A 19,771-nucleotide genomic window follows, 5' to 3' on the forward strand; every position below is an offset into this window, starting at 1 on the left:
TCGCGCTGCAACGCGAGGACAGGCAAACGGCCCGCCGCCGCGCTGCAACGCGACGACGGGCCTAGGTAAGTACCGGCTAGATACTCACCAGGAGGATAGCAATGACGCGATTCCGCAAGCTGGGCGTGGCTGTCGTGACGGCGGCGCTGGCCGCCGGCACGCTGGCCGCGTGCGGTGGCGACGGCGACAGCGGTGACGGCGGTGACGCCAAGACCCTGAAGCTCTGGCACTACGAGAGCGCGAACAGCGCGATGGGGATCGCCTGGGACAGGGCGATCCAGATCTTCAAGGACGAGCACCCGGGCGTCGAGGTCCAGTTCGAGCGCAAGGCGTTCGAGCAGATCCAGCAGAACGCCGGCATGATCATCAACTCGTCCGAGGGTCCGGACATCATGGAGTACAACAAGGGCAACGCCACGGCGGGCCTGCTGTCCTCCCAGGGCCTGCTGACCGACCTGACCGCGGAGACCGAGAAGCGCGGCTGGGACAAGAAGCTCAGCCCGAGCCTGCAGACCACCGCCCGGTACAGCGACAAGGGCGTGATGGGCGAGGGCAACTGGTACGGCGTGCCCAACTACGGCGAGTACGTCATGGTCTATTACAACAAGGACCTGTTCGCCCAGAACAACATCGCGGTGCCGACGACGTACGACGAGTTCACCAAGGCGATGGACGCGTTCGTCGCCAAGGGCGTCACGCCGCTGGCCGAGGCCGGCGCCGAGTACCCGGCCGGGCAGCTGTTCTACCAGCTGGCGCTCGCCAAGGCGGACCGCAAGTTCGTCGACGACTACCAGCTCTACAAGAACCCGGTCGACTTCAAGGCCGAGCCGCTGAAGTCCGGCGCGCAGACGTTCGCCGACTGGGTGGCCAAGGGCTACGTGGCCAAGACCTCGGCCAGCCTCAAGGCCGAGGACATGGGCACCGCGTTCATCTCCGGCAAGGCCCCGATGATCGTCTCCGGCAGCTGGTGGTACGGCCGCTTCAAGAACGAGATCAAGTTCAACTGGGACTCGTTCCTGTTCCCCGGCAACAAGTTCCACGCCGGCTCGTCGGGCAACCTGTGGGTCGTGCCCGCCGGCAGCAAGGCCAAGGGCCTGGCGTACGACTTCATCGACATCACCCTGCGTCCCGAGATCCAGGCGCTGATCGGCAACAACGGCGGTGTGCCGGTGGCCGCTGACGCGTCGCAGATCACCGACCCGAAGAACCAGAAGCTGATCGAGAACTTCAACACGATCAGCCAGCAGGACGGCCTGGCCTTCTACCCCGACTGGCCGGTGCCGGGCTACTACGACGTGCTGGTCTCCGGGTTCCAGAGCCTGATCAACGGCTCGAAGACGCCCGACCAGGTGCTCGACGCGATCGCCAAGCCGTACGGCGAGGGCGTCAAGGAGATCACCGGTAAGTGAGACGGCGTGGGTCGGGCGCGCCTCCGCGCGCCCGACCCCCCGGGAAGGATCTCCCATGGCACTCACCCAGACCTCGGCCGGCCCGCAACGGCCCGCCACCCGCTCCGAGCCCGTCCGGACGCCGCGCAAGCGCCGTGACGGCAGCGCCGCATACTGGCTCTACCTGCTGCCCGGCGCGATCCTGTTCGTGCTCGTCATCGGCGTGCCGCTGGGCGGCACCCTCTACCTGTCGCTGACCAAGTGGTCCGGCGTCGGCGATCCCACCTTCATCGGCTTCGACAACTACACGCGCCTGTTCCAGGACGAGGTGTTCTGGACGTCGTTCAAGAACACCATCGCCATGATCGTCGCGATGGTCGTCGTGCCGACGCTGCTCGGGCTGCTGCTGGCCGCGGTGCTGTTCGACGTCATCGGCCGCCGGTTCAAACCCCGGACCGCAGCCGCCCTGCGCGCCGCCTTCTACCTGCCGCAGGTGCTGCCCGTGGTGGTCGCCGGCATCGTCTGGGGCTGGATCCTGCGTCCCGACGGCGCGTTCAACAGCCTGCTCGACGTGATCGGACTCGGCGCGCTGCGCCACGACTGGCTCGGCGATCCGGACACCGCCCTGCCCACCGTCATGGCGGTGATGATCTGGGTGCAGATCGGCTACCCGGTGGTCGTGTTCATGGCCGCGCTGCAGCGGGTCGACCCCGAGCTGTACGAGGCCGCCGAGGTCGACGGCGCCAACTGGTTCCACCGGTTCCGCTCCATCACCCTGCCGCAGATCCGCCCGGAGACCTTCGTGGTCGCGCTGACCTGCACGATCGCCGCGCTGAAGGTGTTCGGACCGGTGTTCGCGCTGACCCGCGGCGGGCCGGAGAACGCGACCAACGTTCCCTCGTACTTCGCCTACTACACGTTCTTCAAGAAGCTCCAGGTCGGCTACGGCTCAGCCATCTCCACCGTGCTCACCCTGATCATCATCGTGGTGGCCGGGCTGTTCATCTGGCTGCAGTACCGCGGCGAGCGCCAGGACCGGGAGGTCTGACATGGCCGTCACTCTCGTAACGGACCGGGTTCCCCGCCGCAAGGTCCGCGACCGGCACCACCGCGGCGCGAGCCGCTGGGTCGTGCTCGCGCTGGTCACCCTCGGCGCGGTGATCATGCTGGTGCCCTTCGTGTTCATGCTGCTCAACGCGTTCAAGTCGCCCGGTGACTACTCGTCGTCCGGTCCGCTGAGCTGGCCGACGGAGTTCTACACCAAGGGCCTGAAGACGTACTGGACCGAGGTCAACTTCCCGCTGAAGTTCTGGAACTCCCTGCTCATCTCCGGCTCCGTCGCGGTGCTGGCGGTGGCGGTGTCGCTGTTCAACGCGTACGCGCTGGGCATCGGCCGGGTCAAGGGGCGGCTCTGGATCGTCGGCCTGTTCCTGCTGGCCAACATGATGCCGCAGGAGGCGCTGATCTACCCGCTGTACTACGCGGCCAAGGAGATCGGCCTCTACAACACCCAGCTCTCGGTGATCATCATCTTCACCGTCATCCAGAGCGCGTTCGGCACCTACCTGCTCGCCTCGGTGCTCGGCACCTTCCCCCGCTCCGTGCTCGAAGCGGCGGCGCTGGACGGCGCGGGCAAGTGGACCGTGCTGCGGCGGGTGGTCTTCCCCAACGTGCGGCCGACCCTCGCCGTGCTGCTGATCTTCTTCTTCATCTGGACCTGGAACGAGTTCCTGATCCCGCTGGTCATGCTCATCGACAACAGCACGCAGACCATCCCGGTCGCGCTGGCCTCGTTGCAGGGCGACCGGCTGATGGACGCCCCGACCACCAACGCGGGCGCGCTGATCAGCCTGGTGCCGGCAGTCCTCTTCTTCATCATCTTCCAGCGCACCCTTTCGCGCGGCATCACAGCAGGAGCCGAGAAGTGAAGTTCACCGACGGATACTGGCAACTGCGACCAGGGGTCAGCGTGCTGCGCCCCGGCACGGTCGAGTCGGTCGAGCTCGACGAGCGCGGTTTCACCGTCTTCGCGCCCACCGGCCAGATCACCAAGCGCGGCGACACCCTCAACCGGCCGATGGTCACGGTGCGGTTCTTCTCGCCCGCCGAGGGCGTCATCGGCGTCACCGTCGCGCACCACCTCGGCGGCCTGGACAAGACGCCCCGGTTCGCCCTGGCCGACGGCGACGACCACCCGGTCGCGGTCGACGTCAGCGGGCTGTCCGCCACGCTCACCACGGGTGAGCTGACCGCCCGGGTCGCGCTGGTCGACGGCTGGCGGGTCGACTTCTCGCACGGCGACCGGGTGCTGACCTCGTCGACCGAGCGCAGCATCGGCCTGGTCACCGACACCGAGGGCCGCGCGTACGTGCACGACCGGCTGGCGCTGGGGGTCGGCGAGACCGTCTACGGGCTGGGGGAGCGGTTCGGCGCGTTCGTCAAGAACGGCCAGACCGTCGACATCTGGAACGCCGACGGCGGCACCGCCAGCGAGCAGGCGTACAAGAACGTCCCGTTCTACCTCAGCAGCGGCGGTTACGGCGTCTTCGTCGACCACCCGGAGCACGTCTCGTTCGAGATCGGCTCCGAGGTGGTGTCGCAGGCGCAGTTCAGCGTCGAGGGCCAGACCCTCACCTACTACCTGGTCGACGGGCCCACCCCGAAGGACGTGCTGCGCCGGTACACCGCGCTGACCGGCCGGCCCGCCAAGGTGCCCGCCTGGTCGTACGGCCTGTGGCTGTCGACGTCGTTCACCACGTCGTACGACGAGAAGACCGTCAACGAGTTCATCGACGGCATGGCCGAGCGGGACCTGCCCCTGTCGGTGTTCCACTTCGACTGCTTCTGGATGCGGCAGTTCCACTGGGTCGACTTCATCTGGGACCCGGCGACCTTCCCCGACCCGGAGGGCATGCTGCGCCGCCTGCACGAGCGCGGCCTCAAGGTGTGCGTCTGGATCAACCCGTACATCGCGCAGCGCTCGTACCTGTTCGAGGAGGGCCGCCGCCACGGCTACCTGGTCCGCCGGCCGGACGGCTCGGTCTGGCAGTGGGACAAGTGGCAGGCCGGGATGGCGCTGGTCGACTTCACCAACCCCGACGCCGTCGCCTGGTACACCGGCAAGCTCAAGGCGCTGCTGGACATGGGTGTGGACAGCTTCAAGACGGACTTCGGCGAGCGCATCCCGACCGACGTGGTCTGGCACGACGGCTCGGACCCGCAGCGGATGCACAACTACTACGCCCACCTGTACAACAAGGCGGTCTTCGGGCTGCTCGAAGCCGAGCGCGGCGAGGGCGAGGCGGTCGTGTTCGCCCGCTCCGCGACCGCGGGCGGCCAGCAGCTGCCGGTGCACTGGGGCGGCGACTGCGAGTCGACGTTCACGGCCATGGCCGAGTCGCTGCGCGGCGGGCTGTCGCTGGCGGCGTCCGGCTTCGGTTACTGGAGCCACGACATCGGCGGCTTCGAGGGCACCCCGGACGCGGCGGTGTTCAAGCGGTGGGTCGCGTTCGGGCTGCTGTCGTCGCACTCCCGGTTGCACGGCTCCGGGTCGTACCGGGTCCCGTGGGCGTTCGACAGCGAGGCCGTCGACGTGCTGCGCCACTTCACCAAGCTCAAGCTGAGCCTGATGCCGTACCTGGCGTCGGTAGCCGAGCAGGCGCACCGTGAGGGCCTGCCGATGATGCGCCCGATGGTGCTGGAGTTCCCGGACGACCCGACCGCGGCGTACCTGGACCGGCAGTACATGCTCGGCCCGGACGTGCTGGTGGCGCCGGTGATGAGCGCCGACGGCGAGGTGACGTTCTACGTGCCGGCGGGCACCTGGACGCACCTGGTGACCGGCGCGCAGCTGACCGGCCCGGCGTGGGTGACCGAGAAGCACGAGTTCGACAGCGTGCCGGTGCTCGCGCGGCCCGGTGCGGTGATCGCGTTCGGCGAGCGCGACGACCGGCCGGACTACGAGTGGGCCGACGGCGTACGACTGCGCTTGTACGCGCCGGCGGAGGGACAGCGGACCCGCGTGCGGGTACCGTCGCCGGGTGACGGGCCCGGCGCCGAGTTCGAGGTGCGCTTCGACGGCGGGCAGGTCACCGCGGAGCTGGTCGCGGGAACGTCGTCGGGTTACCGGTGTGAGGTGGGGCAGTGACGGAGCACGTCTTTCCGGACGACTTCGTCTGGGGGTCGGCCACGGCCGCGTACCAGATCGAGGGCGCGGCCAGGGAGGACGGCCGCGGACCGTCCATCTGGGACACCTACAGCCACACCCTGGGGCGCACGCTCAACGGTGACACCGGTGACGTGGCCGCCGACCACTACCACCGCTGGCAGGAGGACCTCGGGCACATCGCGGACCTGGGCCTGGACGCGTACCGGTTCTCGATCTCCTGGCCGCGGGTGCAGCCGGGCGGGTCCGGGCAGTTCAACCGGGCCGGGCTCGACTTCTACTCCCGGCTCGTGGACGGGTTGCTGGAGCGCGGCGTGCGGCCGGTGGCCACCATGTACCACTGGGATCTGCCGCAGGAGCTGGAGGACGCCGGCGGCTGGGCGGTGCGGGACACCGCGCTGCGCTTCCAGGAGTACGCGGCGGGCATCGTCGAGGCGCTGGGCGACCGGGTGCACACCTGGACCACGTTCAACGAGCCGTGGTGCTCGGCGTACCTGGGCTATGCCTCCGGCGTGCACGCGCCGGGGCGCACCGAGCCGGCGGCGGCGCTGGCCGCGGTGCACCACCTGAACCTGGCGCACGGCCTGGCCGGGCGGGTGGTGCGGGAGCTGGCTCCGGCGGCGCAGCTGTCGGTGACGCTGAACCTGCATGTCATCCGCCCGGCGTCGGACTCCGCGGCGGACCTCGACGCGGTGCGGCGGATCGACGCGCTGGCGAACCGGGCGTTCCTCGGCCCGATGCTGCAGGGGGCCTACCCGGCCGACCTGCTGGCCGACACCGCCGCGGTCACCGACTGGTCGTTCGTCCGCGACGGCGACGAGTCGACCATCGCGGTGCCGCTGGACGTGCTCGGCGTCAACTACTACTCGAGCACGCTGGTCCGCGCCTGGGACGGACTCTCGCCCCGGTCGGACGCCGACGGACACGGCAAGTCCGCGGCCTCGGCCTGGGTCGCCGCCGACGGCGTGGAGTTCCTGCCGCAGCCCGGCCCCTACACGGCGATGGGCTGGAACATCGACCCGGACGCCTTCACCGAGCTGCTGCTGCGTCTGCACCGCGAGTATCCGGGCCAGCCGTTGATGATCACCGAGAACGGGGCCGCGTTCGACGACGTCGTCTCGGCCGACGGCACGATCGCCGACGACCGGCGCATCGACTACCTGCACCGGCACATCGGCGCGGTGGCGCAGGCGCGGGCGGGCGGCGCGGACGTGCGCGGCTACTTCCTCTGGTCGCTGCTGGACAACTTCGAGTGGGGCTACGGCTACGACCGCAGGTTCGGCATCATCCGGGTCGACTACGACACGCAGGTCCGCACCTGGAAGCAGAGCGCGCACTGGTACCGGCGGCTGATCGCCACGGGCCGCCTCGGCTGAGCGCGACTCGCCGCAGAGGCGATGTGACTCTGCCGATCAAAACGCGGGCCAGCCATTGACAAACATCAGTCGCAGATGGCGCAATGGCCCGTGTCCAGGGTGAGTGTTCTGCCCGGTTCGGCGCGCGAACGCGACGCGCCGCACCGGGCTCATCGGGCTGCGTCCACGACTTTTGCCACGATCGACAAAAGTTGTGACTGAACCTCGGTTACATCTGTACATCCAGAAAAAAGAATTCTAAGGTTTCTATGCCAGGCATCGGCGTGCCAGGTCGCTTCAGGACAGACAACACATCCGTCCCAGGTCGCGGCACGCCGTTGTGAGCGGTGGTTGCCACGTCGACGGACGGTGCGCAGCAGTCCCGCTCACACTGGAGGAAAAGTGTTAGCTCCGTCCCGACGGGCGCGCCTGATTTTGGCGGGCGCCCTCACCACAGCGGTCGTCGCCGCAGCTGGGTGGTTGCCCGCCACCGCAGCCGCCGCCGCCCCGCCCCCGCAGACCCCCGGCATCACGCTGCGGACCTTCGACCTGCAGCTCGCGCTGAGCAACCTGTGCAACCTCAAGCCGGCGCAGACCCCCAACGTCGACAAGCTCATGTCGACGATCGACTGGACCACGGCCGCCCAGTTCGGGCAGGAGGACAACTTCTACACCCAGGCCCTGGGCTACGTGAACATCCCGACGGCCGGCAGCTACACCTTCCGGCTGATCAGCGATGACGGCTCCCGGCTGTTCATCGATGACAACGTCGTCATCAACCACGACGGCCTGCACGGTGCGACGGCCAAGGACGGCGCGGTCACGCTGACCACCGGCTACCACGCGCTGCGCATCGACTTCTTCGAGGCCGGCGGCGGCCAGCAGCTGACCCTGCAGTGGCAGACGCCCGGCTCGACGTCGTTCGTGACCGTGCCGAACTCGGTGCTCAGCACCGACGCCGGTGTCGTGCGGGTCACCGCGCCCGGCAAGAAGGAGTGCGAGGGCACCGGGGACTCGCCGGGCGACGGCCTGCCGCTGACCGCCGTGCACCCGGACTTCAATCTCACCAACCTGCGCCCGAACGGCTTCGAGCCGCGGGTCACCGGCATGGACTGGCTGCCCGACGGCCGCCTGGTCATCTGCACCTGGGGCGGCACCAACGACTCGGGCACCTCGCAGGCCGGTGAGGTCTGGATCCTCGGCAACACCGGCGGCAACACCACGCCGGGCGCTGTCACGACCAAGCGCATCGGCAGCGCCCTCAAGGAGCCGATGGGCCTGAAGATCGTCGACGGCGTGGTCTACGTGTCGGAGAAGATGCGGCTGACCAGGCTGGTCGACACCAACGGCGACGAGGTCGCCGACCAGTACCAGCAGGTCGCGACCTGGCCGTACGGCGGCACGTTCCACGAATTCGCGTTCGGCCTGCTCTACGACGCCGGGTTCTTCTACGTCAACCTGTCGGTGGGCATCGACTACGGCGGCGCGACCACCAACCCGCAGCCGGTCGGCAACCGCGGCACCACCATCAAAATCAACAAGGACACCGGCGCGTGGACGTACGTCGCCGGCGGCCTGCGGACCCCGCACGGCATCGGCTGGGGCCCGGAGAACGGCCTGTTCGTCACCGACAACCAGGGCGGCTGGCAGCCGGCCTCCAAGCTGGTGCACATCAAGCAGGGCCGCTTCTTCAACCACTACCTGAACCCGGCCGGCCCGTTCGACAGCGCCCCGGTCACCCCGCCGGTGATCTGGCTGCCGCAGAACGAGATCGGCAACTCGCCGAGCACCCCGAAGTACATGACCAGCGGCCAGTACGCCGGCCAGTTCGTCATCGGTGACGTCACCTACGGCGGCCTGCAGCGTGCCGCGGTGGAGAAGGTCAACGGCGAGTACCAGGGCGCCCTGTTCCGGATGACGCAGGGCCTGGAGGCCGGCATCTCCGAGGTCAACGTCGGCCCGGACGGCGCGATCTACGTCGGCGGCATCGGCGGCGGCGGCAACTGGGGCCAGAGCGGCAAGCTGAACTTCGGCCTGCAGAAGCTCACCCCCAACGGCGGCAGCGCCTTCGACATGCTGAACATGAAGGCCCTGTCCAACGGGTTCGAGATCGAGTACACCCAGCCGCTGTCGGCGGCGACGGCCACCAGCCTGGCCACCAAGTACCGGGTCAAGCAGTGGCGCTACGTCCCGACGGCCGCGTACGGCGGCCCGAAGATCGACGAGGAGACGCTGGCGGTGTCGTCGGCGACCCTGTCCGCCGACGGCAAGAAGGTCACCCTGGTGATCAACGGGCTCAAGGCCGGCCGGGTGGTGCACATCCGCTCGCCCAAGCCGTTCGGGTCCAGCAACGGCCAGTCGCTGTGGAACACCGAGGTCTGGTACACCCTCAACAACATCCCCGGCCAGGCCCCGTCCAGCAACCTGGCGCTGAACAAGCCGGCCACCGCCGACAGCTCCTGTGCCACCTCCGAGGGCCCGGCGCAGGCCGTCAACGGCACCGTCAACGGCGGCAACGCCGACAAGTGGTGCTCGCTCGGCGCGACCAAGTGGATGCAGGTCGACCTCGGCTCCACGCAGACCGTCAACCGGTTCGTCGTCCAGCACGCGGGCGCCGGTGGGGAGGACGCGGGCTGGAACACCCGTGACTTCAACATCCAGACGTCCACCAACGGCACGAGCTGGACAACGGCGGCGACCGTCACCGCCAACACGGCAAACACCACCACCCACAACATCACCGCGGTACAGGCCAGATACCTCAGGCTGAACGTCACCGCAGGCGGCACCACCGGCAACGGCGCGGCCCGCATCTACGAGTTCGAGGCATACGGCACGACCGCGCCGCCGACCGGCAACCTCGCGCTCAACAAGACGGCGACCGCCGACAGCTCCTGCGGCACGACCGAAGGCCCCGCCAAGGCGGTCAACGGCAGCGTGTCGGGCGGCAACGCCGACAAGTGGTGCTCGCTCGGCGCGACCAAGTGGCTGCAGGTCGACCTCGGCTCGGCGCAGACCGTGGCCCAGTTCGTCGTCCGGCACGCCGGGGCAGGCGGTGAGAACACCGCCTGGAACACCCGCGATTTCAACATCCAGACGTCCACCAACGGGACGAGCTGGACCACGGCCGCGACCGTCACCGCCAACACGGCCAGCGTCACCACGCACAACATCACCGCCACGTCGGCCCGCTATATCAGGCTGAACGTCACGACTCCGGCCAGCGACGGCAACGGCGCCGCGCGCATCTACGAGTTCGAGGCGTACGGCAGCACGACCCAGCCGACCCGGATCGTGCTGTTCGACGGCACCAACATGGACAACTTCCAGCACGCCAACGGGGCCCCGGTCACCTGGCCGCTGGGCAACGGCGGCGTCGAGGTCCTCGGCGGCGACATCAAGTCCAAGCAGGCGTTCGGTGACTTCAAGCTGCACGCCGAGTTCTGGCTGCCGCTGCTGCCGGGCGACGTCACCGGGCAGGCCCGCGCCAACAGCGGCATCTACCTGCAGGACCGGTACGAGTTGCAGGTGCTGGACTCGTTCGGCGACACCACGCTCGCCAACAACGAGTGCGGCGCGATCTACGAGAAGATCGCCCCGTCGGTCAACGCGGCCACCGCGCCGCAGACCTGGCAGACCTACGACGTGACGTTCCGCGCGGCCCGCTACAACGGGACCACCAAGACCGAGAACGCCCGCGTCACGGTCGTCTGGAACGGCGTCACCGTCATCAACAACGCCGAGATCAACGGCCCCACCGGCAACGGCGCGGCCGAGACCTCGGCACCCGGCCCGCTGCGGTTCCAGGACCACGGCGACCCGGGAGCGAACCTGTTCTACCGCAACATCTGGGTGGAGCCGGTGGTCTGACCATGTGAGAGAGGGAGCCGGTCCGGATCGCTCATCGGGCCGGCTCCCTTTCTCTGTGCGTCGACGCTGGGCGTGCTCGGCGGCACGTCCCAGGTCAGGGGATCGTCAGTCCGTACACGGCGAGGATCTCGCCGATGGGCTGGTAGTAGGTCGAGCCGCCGGTGGTGCAGTTGCCGGTGCCGCCGGACAGGATGCCCAGGACGATGCCGCCGGAGGTGTAGAGCGGCCCACCGCTGTCGCCGTTCTCGGCGCAGATGTTGGTCCTGATCAGGCCGGTGACGGTGCCGTCGGGGTAGTTGACGGTGGCGTTCAGCGCGGTCACGACGCCGCAGCGTACGCCGGTGGTGGCCCCGCTGCGGCAGACCGCCTGGCCGACGTACGCGGTGCCGGTCCCGAGCAACTGCAGCAGCCCGGGGTAGGTGTTGACGGCACTGGGATGGCTGAGCCGGCTCGTGTAGCGGATCAGGCCGTAGTCGTTGCCGGGAAAGCTGCTCGCGGTCCGCACCCCGATCGCGATGGTGTGGGTGCTGTTGGTCCACCAGTTGGCGGAGCCGTTCGTGCAGTGGCCCGCGGTGATCAGGTAGTAGGTGCTGCCGCTGCGCGCGTTCGCACCCAGCGAGCAGCGTGCCGTGCTGCCGTAGATCGCGTCGCCGCCGGCCAGCAGCGTACGCAGCCGTCCCGGCTCGCGGCGCAGGTCGACACCGGCCCCGCGCAGGCTCTCGCGCAGCCGCGTGGCCTCCTGGCCGGTCACCGTCTCGTCGACCGTCACGGTGACGCGCCCGGTGGCCGGGTCGACGGTCCAGGCGGTGCCGGGGGTCTGCGCGGCAGCCGGCAGGCGCCCGGTCTCGGGCGCGGCCACGGCCGGGGTGGCGGCCGCGGCCGTCGCCAGCAGGATCGTGACGACGGCGACGGCAAGGTGGAATGGGCGTCTCAAGGCGTCCTCCTGCGGGAAGCGGTGGGCTGTCAGACGCCGTCCTGGCGCCAGCCGGCGGTGACCAGGGCGCCGCTCGCGAACAGGTTGTTGACCTTCGTGATCTCCTGCGAGTTGGGGAAGGCGCTGGTGCAGGAGGTGCCGGCGCTGCTGCCGGACATCAGCTCGGAGCAGATGCCGGTGCGCCGGTCGGGCAGGCCGAGGATGTGGCCGAGTTCGTGCGCCGCGATCCGGGTGGGGTTGTGGCCCTCGGCGGTCGCCTGGCGGCCCATGTACACGGTGCCGTTGCCCAGGGAGTTGACGTAGGCGCGCGGCCAGCCGTTGTCGGCGTAGACGCGGATGTTGAGCGGGCGACCGGAGGTCCACCGTTCCAGGCGCACGCCGGTGACGCGGGCGTTCCAGTTGGCCGCGCCCTGATGCACGACGTTGACGAATTCGGCGGCCTGGCTCGCGTCGTAGTAGAGCACCTTGACGGCGGCGGGTGCGGGGGCCGCGGTGGCGGCGCTGCCGACGAGCTGGCTGGACAGGGTCATCGCGATGGCGGCAAGGGTGGCCGCCGCGATCCGCGCGAGGTGAGATCTCATGCACACACCTTCACGCACACGATCAAACATTTCAATATATGTATGACATTTGGCATGCGACCGCCCCGAGGGACGTCACCGGTGCGCGGCTCAGTGCCTCGGCACCGGGACCGAAACAGGTCGATCCGACAGCGCCCCGGCCGTGGTCAGGCGGGCTCCGGCAAGCGGGACTCCGGTCAGGCGCCGCAGTGCTTCGGCGGGACCGGCGCTGCGCTGCGGCCCGGCACGTGCGGAGCGCCGAACCGACCAGCGCCTAGACTGGGCGGGTGCCGATAACCCTGTCGCTGCTGGAAACGGTGCGCTGGGACGGCGAGCCGGTGCTGGGCGAGCGGCCGCAGGCGCTCCTCGCGGCCCTCGCGGCCGCCGGACGGACGGTCGGTTCGGCACGCCTGGTCGACCTCATCTGGGACGACGACGTCCCCGCCAACCCGCTCAAGGCGTTGCAGGTGCTGGTCTCCCGGACCAGGGCGGCGCACGGGCCGGACTCGGTGGTTCGCGACGGCGACGGCTACCGCCTGGGCGTCGACCGGGCGCGAGTGGACACGCAGGTGCTGGCGGACCGGCTGGCCGCGGCTCGGTCCGTGTTCGAGGCCGACCCGGCTCGCGCAGCCGAGCTGGCCGCCGAGGCCGTCGCGCTCGGCACGGTCGCCGCCGGCGGCGGTCACGGTCCGCTCGGGTCGCTGCGCCGCCAGGCCGAACGCGATCTTGAGCAGGCGGGGCTGCTGCTGGCCAGGGCCAAGGCCAGGCTCGGCGCGTACGCCGAGGCGCTGCCCGTCCTCGCCAAGGCATGGGCGGCGAACCCCGCGGACGAGGCGCTGATGTCGGATCTGCTGCGCAGCGAGGCAGCGGTCCGCGGCACCGGCGCCGCCTTGAGCCGATACGAGGCCTACCGGGCGGACCTGCGTGATCGCATCGGCGCCGACCCCGGCCCGGACCTGCAGCGCGTCCACCGCGAGCTGCTCGTCCAGGACAGCCCGGTCCGGGCGGGCGTGCGCTACGAGGCGACCACGCTGCTCGGCCGCGCCGCCGACATCCGCCGCCTGCACGCGCTGCTCGCCGCCTCCCGGGTGGTGTCCATCGTCGGGCCGGGCGGACTGGGCAAGACCCGGCTGGCCCATGTGCTCGGCCGCGAACACCCGGCTCCGCTGGTGCACTTCGTCGAGCTCGTCGGTGTCACCGCACCCGACGACCTCGTCGGCGAGATCGGGTCGGTGCTAGGCGTGCGGGACTCGGTCAGCGGCCGGCGCACCCTCACCCCCGAGCAGCGGGCCGACGTGCGTGCCCGGATCGCGCGTTACCTGGACCAGGCGCCGAGCCTGCTGATCCTGGACAACTGCGAGCACATCGTCGCCGCTGTCGCCGACCTCGTCGCCTATCTCACCGCGACCACCCGTGAGCTGCGGGTGCTCACCACCACGAGAGCGCCGCTGGCGATCGCCGCCGAACAGGTCTACCTGCTGGCCGAGCTGGACACCGAGAACGCGGCCGAGCTGTTCCGGCAGCGGGCCAGGGCAGCCCGCCCGGACGTGCACCTGGCCGGCACGGACGAGGTGGTGGCCGAGATCGTCGAGCGCCTCGACGGGCTCCCGCTCGCCATCGAGCTGGCCGCGGCGAAGGTGCGCGTGATGGCGGTCGCGGACATCGCCCGCCGCCTGGAGAACCGGTTCGCGTTGCTGCGCGGCGGCGACCGCAGCGCACCCGACCGGCATCAGACGCTGCTGGCCGTCATCGACTGGTCCTGGAACCTGCTCGCCGAACCGGAGCGCCGGGCGCTGCGCTGGCTGTCGGTGTTCCACGACGGGTTCACCCTCGCCGCGGCGGAGGCCATGCTCGGCGACGATGCGCTCGCCGCGGTGCAGGATCTGGCGGACCAGTCGCTGCTGACCGTCGTGGAGACCGGCCCCGGCGGCGTGCGCTACCGGATGCTGGAGACCGTGCGTGAGTTCGGCCGGATGCAGCTGGTCGACGCGGGCGAGGACGCGGCGGCCGAGCAGGCCCAGCGCGCCTGGGCGGTCGCCTTCTCCGTACGGCACGCCCGCGCCCTGTTCAGCCCGAGGCAGTTCGACACCGTCGACGCCATCCGCCCTGAAGAGACCAACCTCTCCGACGTGCTCCGCCGGACCTTGGCCGCGCCGGACCCGGCGGCGACGATGCAGATCCTCGCCGCCCTCGCCGGATACTGGATAATCCTGGGCGAACACCCCCGGCTGCTGGTCCTCATCGAGGCGGCCGCGAACGCGGTGGACGGCTGGACACCCCCGCCGGACCTCGCCGACGCCACCCGGGTGGCGATCGGGATGACCCTCAACGGCTCCCTGGTCGCCAACTCCCCACACTCCGACCTGTTGCGGGCCGCGCTGCGCAAGCTCGGGCCAGGCGAGCACGATCCGTGGATCTCCGCGATGGTCACCATGCTGACCGACATCGACCCGCGCTCGGCCGACGGCTTTCTCCAGCAGCTACGCGCCCATGCCGCTTCCCCGGACCGCGAGATCGCCGCGCTGGCGTTGCCGTGGCTGAGCCAGGCCCTGGAGAACATGGGCGATCCCGATGCGGCCATGGACGCCGCCGAGCGCGGGCTGCTGCTCGCCGACGACACGGTCGGCCCGTGGTCACAGGCGATCATGCACACCATGGCCGCGCAGCTCGCGATGCAGCTCGGCCGGATGGGCGAAGCGGCAGTCCACGCGCATGCCGCGCTGCCGGTGCTGGACCGGCTCGGTGCCCGTGACGACGCCATCCAGCTGCGTTCGCTGCTCGCCCTCGTGATGATCTCCCAAGGTGACGTCGACGCCGCTGCCGACCAGCTCTCCGACCTGGGCGACACGACGGAGCCCGAGGGCGAAGTCCTGGCCGGCCGGCTCGCCCTCGATCTGGGCCGGGCCGAGCTGGCCCTGGCCCGTGGAGACGTCGAGGTTGGGCTGGCCGGCTACCGCGCGGCGGCCCTACGGGTACGCGAGCTGCAGATTCCGGCCATCGCGCCGACGGGTCTGGAGCCGTGGGTGCTGGTGGCCGAGGCGACCGGCCTGGCCGCACACGCCTACTACGCACCGGCCGGCGACCCGATCGGCGCGGCGCTTTTCGCGCGGGCCGGTGACCAGGCGCTGCAGGTGCTCGACCCCGAGCATCCCTACCTGGACTATCCGGTCTGCGGGCTGGTGCTGTTCGCGCTCGGCGCCTGGGGGCTGTTGCGCGGTGCGCTGCCCGTCGAGGACGCGGTGCGGCTGATCGCGCTGGCGGACCGTTTCGCGTACAACCGGAGCATGCCCACGCTGGCCTGGGAGCGGATCGCCGGCCACGCCGAGCAGCGCGCACCGGGGCTGCTGGCCGCGACGGCCGCCGAGTACGGCGACCGGCGCGGCCCCGACCTGCTCGACGAGGCACGGAGCCTGGTCGAGCGGATCGGGGCCGGCTGACCGTCAGAGGTGCCGCTTGTAGCTGCGCACCGACAGCGGCGCGAAGACGGCGATGACGGCCGCACAGGCCACCAGCGCCCAGCCGACGTGCCCGGTGAGCTGGCCGTCGTTGGCCAGGTCGCGGGTGGCGGTGACCACGTAGGACACCGGGTTGACCTTCACGAACGCGGCGAGCCAGCCGGGCAGGGTCTCGACCGGGACCAGCGCGTTCGACATGAACGTCAGCGGAAACATGATCATCATGGAGATGCCCTGGACGCTCTGCGCGCTGCGGGCCAGCGTGCCGACCCAGGTGAACACCCAGGCCAACGACCATCCGGCGATCATCGTGAGCACGATCGCCATCGCCACCCCGGCCACCCCGCCGCCGGGGCGGTAGCCCATCGCGATACCGGTCACGAATGTCAGCGTCGAGGCGATGGCGTACCGCAGCAGGTCGGCGATCATCGGCCCGGCCAGGGGCGCGATCCGGGCCATCGGCAGCGACTTGAACCGGTCGAACACCCCCTTCTCCATGTCCTCGCGCAGCTGCACGCCGGTGGCCATGCACGCCGTCAGCGCGGTCTGCGCCAGGATGCCGGGGATCACCAGCGGCAGGTACGCCTCGACGCTGCCGGACAGGCCGCCGCCGAGCAGGTACGCGAACATCGCCGTGAACAGCAGCGGCTGGATGGTGACATCGAAGAACTGCTCCGGATTGCGGCGCATCTTCTTCGTCGCCCGCCACGCCATCGACATCGTCTGGCTGAGGGTCTCGCGCAGGCTGTTGTGCGAGGTCGTACGCGCGGCGACGTCGCCCGGCGTGAGCCGCCGCGGCGTCGTGGCCACCGGCGCCGGCTGGGTCATCTGCATGGTCATCGGGCCACCTCGAGCTGGAGGGAGTCCGCGGTCGCGGACGGGTCGGAGCCCTCGCCGGTGTCGTGCCCGGTGAGAGCCAGGAACACCTCGTCGAGGGTCGGCGCGTCGACGCTCACCGAGGTGATGCCGATGCCGGCCTCGCGCAGGCTGATGAGCACGTCGGCGGCCCGGTCCGCGGCGTCGAGGGCCACGTTCATCCGCCCTGACTCCGGGCTGAGCACCGGATCCTCACCCAGCAGCCGCCGTACGACCTCGGCCGCGACCGGCTGGTCGGCGGCGTCGGTCAGCCGCAGCCGCAGCGTGGAGTTGCCGACGGAGGCCTTCAGCTCGTCGGGTGTGCCCTCGGCGACCTTGCGGCCCCGGTCGATGACCGCGATCCGGTCGGCGAGCTGGTCGGCCTCGTCCAGGTACTGCGTGGTCAGCAGGACGGTGCAGCCGCCCGCGACCAGCTCGCGGATGGTGTCCCACATCTGCCCGCGGGTGCGCGGGTCCAGTCCGGTGGTCGGCTCGTCCAGGAAGATCAGCGGCGGTCGGGTGATCAAGCTGGCGGCCAGGTCGAGCCGCCGCCGCATGCCGCCGCTGAACTGGGAGATCGGCTTGTTCGCCGCCTCCTGCAGGCCGAACTGCTCCAGTAGCTGGGCGGCCGTGGCGCGGGCCGTCCGGCTGGACACTCCCTGTAGGCGGCCGAACAGCCACAGGTTCTCGTTCGCGGTCAGGTTCTCGTCCACGGAGGCGTACTGCCCGGTGACACCGAGCAGTTGCCGGGTGCGGTGCGGGTCGCGGCGCACGTCCACGCCGAAGATCTCCGCCCGGCCCCCGTCGATGGGCAGCAGCGTGGCCAGCATCTTGAGCATGGTGGTCTTGCCGGCGCCGTTGGGGCCGAGCACGCCGTAGATCTCACCTTGTTCGACGTGCAGGTCGACCCCGTCGACGGCGCGGAAGTCACCGAACGACTTCACCAGTCCCTCCGCGTGGACCGCGGGAATGTGCTTCATGTTCGCTCCCTCATGACCGGCGTCAACCGGTCAGGGAGCAGCCTGCACCGTGCCGGTTCCACCACGCCTACAGCGCGGTTTCACCGCATTGCGCGCGCTCACGCCCCGGCGCCGCGGGCCGGCAGGACCGCCGCCCCTACCTGCACGAATACGGGGGCTGCGTCATGGCGGCAACGTCGTTGATCAGGGCATGACCATCACAGCCAGCATCATCGCCCAGCGGCTTCCCGACCTCGCCGAGTACCAGCTGCACCGCACCGCCGACGAAGCCGCGCTGGAAGGTGTCGCGGTGCCGGGGCTGGCGGCCTGCTTCTACCGGCGGGAGCTGCCTGGCGGACGCCTGGCCAGCGTCGGCCACTACACGCTCGACGGCAGGGACCTGCTGATGGCCTGGGGCTACGTCGACGAGGAGCACTGCCGGTTCCACACCGTGAGCGGCGAGGGTGGCTGGGGCCCGGTCGACGACGGCTGTCCTCGCGTGGACGTCGTACGCGACGGGGAGCGGGTCGTCGGGCTGCGGCTGCAGACCGCCGCCGGGTCATGGACGGGTCATACGGCAGCGGCCCGCAGGTCGTGAAGACCAGCGGGCCGCCGGGCGCTGTCCGGGGGAAGAACCGCAGCGCGTAGTGGTGACCGGACCCGGTTACCTGGTGTCGGCGACGGCTTCGACGGCCGGCGCGGCGGCGGTGCGGCGGACCAGCCACAGCGATGTGCCGGTCAGCGCGAGCGCGGCGACGAACAGGACCGCGTGCAGGACCGGGTCGATGATCGGGACGAACGCGATGATCGCGACGGGCAGCTGTACGAGCGCGATCAGGGCGATCATCCGGCCGCGGTGCTGCGGACCCCAGGTGAACGCGGTCACGATCGGCGACAGCACGACGGCCAGCGTGAGCACGTCGAGGATGGTGTGCGCCCAGGGATTGGTGACCCGGTTGTGGGCGAACGCGTAGGCGGGGGAGGCGACGAGCAGGAGCCCCGCGGTGAGTGTGGCGGTGGTGAGCAGGCGTCGCATGGCGACCTCCAGCGCGACAGGTCAGGTCAGATCACCTTCTGTAACTCCAAGGTAGGCCCGCTGCTACCGACATTGGTAGAGAAGTGACATGAATGAATAATGCCTGGAAGGTGGTTATCTGCTATACGGCCAATCGCCGTATGCGGGAGAGTCACCTGGCGTGCTGACGGCAACCCGAAGGGCCGGGTGCGACGATTGCACCCGGCCGCCAGGGCAGGCCTACTCGATGAGGACCTTGACGGAGTCGGCGCTTCCGCCGTTGCGGTTGACGGCGACGAAGAATTCGCTCCCCACGTGGGTGATGTCTTCGATCTCCTCGGTCAGGTTGTTCCCCGGAACTCCGATGTCGCTCTCCACATCGCCTCCGGACCAGTTGTACTGGTACACCCAGTTCCACCCGGTGGCGGGCGTCGAGGTGTTGATCGACCTGGTGTTCCAGATGTAGTTCTCAGAGCAGTCGACGCCCTGGTCGGAACGATTGTCGTGACTCGTCAGGTTGCTCTTCGCCAGCGTCCATCCACTCGTGAGCGCACCGGCGCCGGGATGGGTCCACAGGCTGCCCAATCGTCGGGCGGCATACTTGCCGGCTCCGCCGGCCGCCGTCGCGCTGTAGCAGAGGCCGCTGATGTTGCCTATCGGCAGACGCACCTCCGCGGCTGTGCCCACAGATCCGTCGGCGTTCAGGCGCACGATCGTCACCTTGTCGCTCAGAAACGCGGATTGACTTCCCTGGGTGGCGATCAAGGCCGGACCTTGGCCCAGATAGTTCGCGTTGTAGGCGAGATCGTTGCCATGGCCGAGGGTGGGTATGGAGGTCGGCGTCCCCGCGCAGATCCAGCTGGCGCCGTCCCAGGTCGAGCCGTCACGCAACCATCGGGACAGGACCGGTTCCGCGCCGGCTGCCTTGGTGAAGACGATGTAGAGCTGGCCCCCCGGTCCCGCCACCATGCCTTGCAGGACCGTGCGACCTGCCTTGCAGGCACTACTGTCCGGGATGCTCAGCCGTTCCGCCCCGCTCCTGTTCGTGGCAGCGTGGGCAGACGTCGTCGAGGCGATGGCGATGCCGGCTGAGAGTGCGACCACAGACGCGATGTTCAGTAGATTTCTCACGCGGCGTCTCTCCTTTGTGGATCCGGCGAAAGTGCAGCATATCTAGTATCGTCAATTTACTCTGGTGCGTTTCTGTGCAATGGA

The 19,771-nt window shown here is 69.8% G+C and carries 14 protein-coding genes; 8 read left to right on the plus strand and 6 right to left on the minus strand.

Going from position 1 to position 19,771, the window contains the following annotated elements; translation table 11 throughout:
- The first annotated feature begins 101 nt into the window (after window positions 1–101).
- From HAV39_RS12895 to HAV39_RS12920, 6 genes are all read left to right on the plus strand, one after another.
- Entirely contained in the window at window positions 102–1,409 is a 1,308-nt protein-coding gene (locus HAV39_RS12895; protein ID WP_191839433.1) for an ABC transporter substrate-binding protein, read from the plus strand.
- Between the two features lie 55 nt (window positions 1,410–1,464).
- Window positions 1,465–2,436 (plus strand): carbohydrate ABC transporter permease, encoded by a 972-nt coding sequence (locus HAV39_RS12900; protein ID WP_191839434.1) that lies wholly within the window; start codon window positions 1,465–1,467, stop codon window positions 2,434–2,436.
- Window position 2,437: 1 nt separating this feature from the next.
- Window positions 2,438–3,316, plus strand: coding sequence for a carbohydrate ABC transporter permease (locus tag HAV39_RS12905; RefSeq protein WP_120314962.1), 879 nt, complete (start codon window positions 2,438–2,440; stop codon window positions 3,314–3,316).
- A complete protein-coding gene (gene yicI / locus HAV39_RS12910; protein WP_191839435.1) occupies window positions 3,313–5,535 on the plus strand; it encodes an alpha-xylosidase in 2,223 nt (740 codons plus the stop codon). The genes HAV39_RS12905 and yicI overlap by 4 nt, the downstream gene beginning before the upstream one ends.
- On the plus strand, window positions 5,532–6,929 hold the full coding sequence (locus tag HAV39_RS12915) for a GH1 family beta-glucosidase (RefSeq protein ID WP_191839436.1): 1,398 nt from the start codon (window positions 5,532–5,534) through the stop codon (window positions 6,927–6,929). The genes yicI and HAV39_RS12915 overlap by 4 nt, the downstream gene beginning before the upstream one ends.
- Before the next feature lie 459 nt (window positions 6,930–7,388).
- Window positions 7,389–10,778 carry a discoidin domain-containing protein gene (locus HAV39_RS12920; RefSeq protein WP_239120330.1) on the plus strand — a complete coding sequence of 1,130 codons (3,390 nt, stop codon included), beginning with the start codon at window positions 7,389–7,391 and terminating at the stop codon, window positions 10,776–10,778.
- Between the two features lie 94 nt (window positions 10,779–10,872).
- Here HAV39_RS12920 and HAV39_RS12925 read toward each other — a convergent pair whose 3' ends face one another.
- A complete protein-coding gene (locus HAV39_RS12925) occupies window positions 10,873–11,712 on the minus strand; it encodes a S1 family peptidase (protein WP_191839437.1) in 840 nt (279 codons plus the stop codon).
- Between the two features lie 29 nt (window positions 11,713–11,741).
- The gene (locus HAV39_RS12930) at window positions 11,742–12,293 is read right to left on the minus strand and encodes a snapalysin family zinc-dependent metalloprotease (RefSeq protein WP_191839438.1); all 552 of its coding nucleotides are present in this window, start codon (window positions 12,291–12,293) and stop codon (window positions 11,742–11,744) included.
- Window positions 12,294–12,559: 266 nt separating this feature from the next.
- Here HAV39_RS12930 and HAV39_RS12935 point away from each other — a divergent pair, with 266 nt between their 5' ends.
- Window positions 12,560–15,709, plus strand: coding sequence for an ATP-binding protein (locus HAV39_RS12935; RefSeq protein ID WP_191839439.1), 3,150 nt, complete (start codon window positions 12,560–12,562; stop codon window positions 15,707–15,709).
- 3 nt (window positions 15,710–15,712) lie between these two features.
- On the opposite strand, the gene HAV39_RS12940 is transcribed toward HAV39_RS12935, so the two are convergent.
- Window positions 15,713–16,567, minus strand: a complete 855-nt coding sequence (locus HAV39_RS12940; protein WP_155387836.1) for an ABC transporter permease — start codon at window positions 16,565–16,567, stop codon at window positions 15,713–15,715.
- A complete protein-coding gene (locus HAV39_RS12945; RefSeq protein ID WP_191839440.1) occupies window positions 16,564–17,562 on the minus strand; it encodes an ATP-binding cassette domain-containing protein in 999 nt (332 codons plus the stop codon). The genes HAV39_RS12940 and HAV39_RS12945 overlap by 4 nt, the downstream gene beginning before the upstream one ends.
- A 190-nt stretch (window positions 17,563–17,752) precedes the next feature.
- On the opposite strand from HAV39_RS12945, the gene HAV39_RS12950 reads away from it, so the two are divergent.
- The gene (locus HAV39_RS12950; RefSeq protein ID WP_191839441.1) at window positions 17,753–18,139 is read left to right on the plus strand and encodes a hypothetical protein; all 387 of its coding nucleotides are present in this window, start codon (window positions 17,753–17,755) and stop codon (window positions 18,137–18,139) included.
- A gap of 66 nt (window positions 18,140–18,205) precedes the next feature.
- Here HAV39_RS12950 and HAV39_RS12955 read toward each other — a convergent pair whose 3' ends face one another.
- Window positions 18,206–18,577, minus strand: coding sequence for a hypothetical protein (locus HAV39_RS12955; protein WP_191839442.1), 372 nt, complete (start codon window positions 18,575–18,577; stop codon window positions 18,206–18,208).
- A gap of 219 nt (window positions 18,578–18,796) precedes the next feature.
- Window positions 18,797–19,687 carry a hypothetical protein gene (locus tag HAV39_RS12960; RefSeq protein ID WP_191839443.1) on the minus strand — a complete coding sequence of 297 codons (891 nt, stop codon included), beginning with the start codon at window positions 19,685–19,687 and terminating at the stop codon, window positions 18,797–18,799.
- Window positions 19,688–19,771: the final 84 nt, after the last annotated feature.

The sequence above is a fragment of the Catellatospora chokoriensis genome (assembly GCF_011297315.1).
GTDB lineage: Bacteria > Actinomycetota > Actinomycetes > Mycobacteriales > Micromonosporaceae > Catellatospora > Catellatospora citrea.

Bases quoted from the DNA above. Each gene is read 5' to 3' on its own strand.
- HAV39_RS12900 (WP_191839434.1), top strand. From the start codon at position 1,465: ATGGCACTCACCCAGACCTCGGCCGGCCCGCAACGGCCCGCCACCCGC.
- HAV39_RS12905 (WP_120314962.1), top strand. From the start codon at position 2,438: ATGGCCGTCACTCTCGTAACGGACCGGGTTCCCCGCCGCAAGGTCCGC.
- HAV39_RS12940 (WP_155387836.1), bottom strand. From the start codon at position 16,567: ATGACCATGCAGATGACCCAGCCGGCGCCGGTGGCCACGACGCCGCGG.
- HAV39_RS12955 (WP_191839442.1), bottom strand. From the start codon at position 18,577: ATGCGACGCCTGCTCACCACCGCCACACTCACCGCGGGGCTCCTGCTC.
- HAV39_RS12950 (WP_191839441.1), top strand. From the start codon at position 17,753: ATGACCATCACAGCCAGCATCATCGCCCAGCGGCTTCCCGACCTCGCC.
- HAV39_RS12945 (WP_191839440.1), bottom strand. From the start codon at position 17,562: ATGAAGCACATTCCCGCGGTCCACGCGGAGGGACTGGTGAAGTCGTTC.
- HAV39_RS12930 (WP_191839438.1), bottom strand. From the start codon at position 12,293: ATGAGATCTCACCTCGCGCGGATCGCGGCGGCCACCCTTGCCGCCATC.
- HAV39_RS12895 (WP_191839433.1), top strand. From the start codon at position 102: ATGACGCGATTCCGCAAGCTGGGCGTGGCTGTCGTGACGGCGGCGCTG.